2 protein-coding genes and 1 pseudogene are annotated in these 3,829 nt (G+C 34.8%); all 3 read left to right on the plus strand.

Features of this window, described 5'->3' with window-relative positions:
* Positions 1-1,421 (plus strand): annotated as a pseudogene (locus V7137_RS13755) (spore germination protein); the annotation flags it as partial.
* Positions 1,411-2,520: a GerAB/ArcD/ProY family transporter gene (locus tag V7137_RS13760; protein ID WP_335698613.1), complete on the plus strand. Its 1,110-nt coding sequence runs from the start codon at positions 1,411-1,413 to the stop codon at positions 2,518-2,520. The pseudogene V7137_RS13755 and the gene V7137_RS13760, both read left to right, overlap by 11 nt.
* Positions 2,517-3,635 (plus strand): Ger(x)C family spore germination protein, encoded by a 1,119-nt coding sequence (locus V7137_RS13765; RefSeq protein WP_335698614.1) that lies wholly within the window; start codon positions 2,517-2,519, stop codon positions 3,633-3,635. The genes V7137_RS13760 and V7137_RS13765 overlap by 4 nt, the downstream gene beginning before the upstream one ends.
* Positions 3,636-3,829 lie beyond the last annotated feature (194 nt).

Genomic DNA, 3,829 nt, shown 5'->3' on the forward strand with positions numbered 1-3,829 from the left:
CTGTAAGTAAGACTTTTTCTAATATGCATGATTTTCAGACAAGAGTTTTTGAGATAAAGGATCGATGGATAGGTATTGCTTTTATTGATTCGATCACGAACAAGGATATTGTTAATGGCAGAGTAGTAAATGAAATTTACAAGTTAGAATACAATGATTCCATTCTTGATTTGCCTATAGCAGATATAAAACCGACTGATAACTTTCAGACGATTTTTTCTGGTCTATTGGATGGGAAGGTCGCTATTTTTGAAGGAGATTCTAAAATAGCATATTTGCTGGAAAGCAGTTTATTTGAATCACGTGCCATTTTGGAACCTGATTCTGAAAAAATAGTAGGTGGTTCCCATGATGGGTTTGTTGAGAGTTTAAATAAAAATTTGAACCTACTTCGAAATCGAAGCAGGACTACAAAATTTAAAAGTGAAATGCTAAGTATTGGGGATGGACAAATTACCACTAACGTCTCGGTTCTTTATATTGAAAATATCGCAAATCCTGAAGTAATCGAAAAAGTAAAATACCGGATTTCATCCATAAAACTGGAGAATAATCTTACACCAGGAAAATTGGAGGAATTCATTGAAGATAGCTCCTATTCACCTTTTCCACAAATTTTAGAAACTGAAAGACCAGATCGTGTCGTAGCAAACTTGATGGATGGTAGAATAGCAGTTCTGGTTGAGGGGAGTGCAACTGCTTCCATCATGCCAGTGACATTTTTTTCATTCTTTCAATCACCCGATGATTATAATTCTCGGTTTATTTTAGGGTCGTTTTTACGTGCAATTCGTCTTATAGGATTTTTCATCAGTGTTAGTTTACCATCGATTTATATTGCAATTGTTTCCTTTCACTTTGAAGTTCTGCCATATGAATTGGTGACTAATATTAAAGGGAGCTTGGAATATGTCCCGTACCCACCTGTGATTGAGGCTTTGATTATGCAACTTACACTAGAATTACTAAGGGAGGCTGCGATTCGACTTCCTACTTCAATGGCTCAAACTGTGGCAATTGTGGGCGGGTTAGTAATAGGGACAGCAATTGTGGAAGCAAATCTTGTTTCTAATACCATGATCATTGTAATCGCCATAACGGCCATCTCTTCTTTTACTGTTCCCATTTATGAGATGAGTACTTCGATTCGATTATTAAGTTTTCCGATGATTGTTGCTGCTTCCCTACTTGGTTTAGTAGGTATCGTGGTTGGGTTCATGTTTTTAATGATTCACTTAGTTAAGTTAGAGTCTTTTGGTGCTCCTTACTTTGCACCATTGGGTCCACTACGAGTGCAGGATCTAAAAGATAGCTTGATAAGAATTCCTTTTTGGAAAATGAAGACTCGACCAAGTACAGCTAAACCAATTGACCAAGAACAATCCACTGGGAAAAAGGGGTGGACGGAGGATGGAGACTAAGAAAGAGAGTATTTCTTCTTTTCAGATGTTCTTTTTCATTTTAATGAACACTATTGGTGACGGTATATTAACATTTCCGAATATGGTTTACAAAGATGCACGCCAAGCTTCCTGGGTTTCTATCTTGATAACAGGTCTTGTCGCTGGATTACTTGTTTTGACTTATGTTTATCTGCACAGTCGATTTCCTAAGCGAACGATTTATGATATTTGCCTGGTTGTATTCGGAAAATGGTGTGGAAGATTGATCATAGTCGGGTACCTTATCTATTTTTTCCTTATCTGCTTCAATATTAATCAGATGTACATGATTATTATTACAAACTGGATATTAACCGCTACACCACCTTGGGTGATTTTATTGTTGATGGTTATGCTTGGAATTTACTTAGGAAAAGAAAATCTAAGAATAATCACACGCTTTTATCAGCTATGCTTTTGGATAATTGTTTTTCTCTTGTTAATGAATCTAGGAGCAATCCCTCATTTTCATTGGAAATATTTATTTCCTGTTAATGAAATAGCCTTTGTCAATATATTAAAAGGCAGCAATAGTAGCATTCCCGCATTTTTAGGGTTTGACAGCTTATTAGTTATTTTGCCGTTTGTAACTGGGAAATTGAAAAGTAAACTGAAGTACTCGATATTGTCAATTATTTTCATTACAATCATTTATCTATTTGTGATTCTAACCTGCATTTTGTTTTTTAGTCCAAAAGAAATGACATTGATTCCACAACCGATCCTTTATTTATTTAAATCGATAACAATTTTTGGGGTCATTGAGAGACTAGATTTAATTATTGTTGCATTATGGATCGTCATGATCATGACCAGTTATATTTCATACTTATATCTATCAAATATCGGGATCTGTACACTATTTCACTTAAAAAATCGAACCATATCAACTATAGTTCTCTCATTTCTTGTTTATATTCTTGTTCTAGCTTTACCGATATCGAGAGAATTGGTTTTTGTTCAGTTTAAAATGATTGCAATATTAAGTTATATTTTTTTAGCAGGAATACCGCTTTTAGCAATCATTGTGTCCTTCTTATTTCATCGGAATGGCAAGAAGGAGGGGGAAAGGTTGTGAAAAAAGTAAAAAGAATTTTCGTATTGATTATACTGCTTTCTCTAACGGGTTGTTGGGATGAAAATCTTTTAAAAGATAGCGCCCTTGTTTTAAGTATTGGCTATGATTTAACAATGGACAACAAAATAAAAACGACTTCCGCGATTCGAACCAGCAAACTCATGGCTGGCGGACAAAGTGAGTCTGTTAACTACATAGTTGAAGAAAAGGGGCATACATTAAGGGAAGCAAGATTAGAAGTGGATAAACAAATACCAGGCGTTTATTCACCAAATAAATTACGAGTTATCTTGATTAGTGAAAAAACAGCTAAAAAGGACCTTTATCCTTATTTTGATGTCTTTTTTCGTGATCCTAGAAGTTCGCTTGCAGCAAAAGTAGCAGTTGTAAAAGGACAGGCTTCAGATATAATCAAGGTGAAAAAGCTAAAGGAAAATTTGATTAGTGAGGCACTGATTGAACTCATAAGAAGCGCAGAAGAACATATGATTGTCCCTGTACAAAATCAGCAAACCATTCGCACTAGTATGTTTGACGAAGGGGAAGATTTTACACTTCCTTACCTTGAACAATTGGATAAAGAAAAGATAAAGGTTACTGGAATTGCTCTGTTCCATAAGAGAAGCTATACTGGTAAAACATTAAAAGGAAACAAACCAATCATATTATTAATGGCTAAGGGTGATAAGAAAAAGGACATTAAGTTAACGGAAAATCTAGAAAGTAATAAAGATCATGATGTGAAAAACTTTGTATCCTTTTCCGTAATAAAAACAAAAAGAAAAATGAAAATAAAAATGGTAAAGGGTAAGCCAGAAGCAGTCTTAAACATGAAACTGTTTATCGAAATAAATGAGTATCCAAAAGGGTCATTATTAGGACAAAAAGAGGAGGCGGAGCTCAATAAAAAAATTGCTCGAAGAATTGAAGGACAAGCAAATGAAGTAGTTTCAACGCTTAAAACCGCTAATTGTGATGCCTTTGGAATTGCTCGATATTTAATTGCTGACCATAATAAAGAATGGAAGAGGTTAAATTGGGAGAAGGTCTATCCGGAAATACCTTTTAAAATACACGTGAAGGTAGAGACGGTAAAAAGAGGGATCATCTTTTAATAGAGCCAAAAAGTAATCCAAAAAAAGGCCTATCAGCCATGCTGATGGGTCTTTTTTTTGTCACTTTATTCGACAATCCCAGTTTGTTTGATATCTACCTTTACATTTACATGAACTTTTGCTGAAGGGGAGAATGTATTCCATTGTTTTTCATTAAAACCTCGATAATGTTCTTTATATTTTGCACCTAGACC

The sequence above is a fragment of the Neobacillus drentensis genome (assembly GCF_036962765.1).
Lineage (GTDB): Bacteria > Bacillota > Bacilli > Bacillales > Cytobacillaceae > Neobacillus > Neobacillus drentensis_C.

Bases quoted from the DNA above. Each gene is read 5' to 3' on its own strand.
- V7137_RS13760 (WP_335698613.1), top strand. From the start codon at position 1,411: ATGGAGACTAAGAAAGAGAGTATTTCTTCTTTTCAGATGTTCTTTTTC.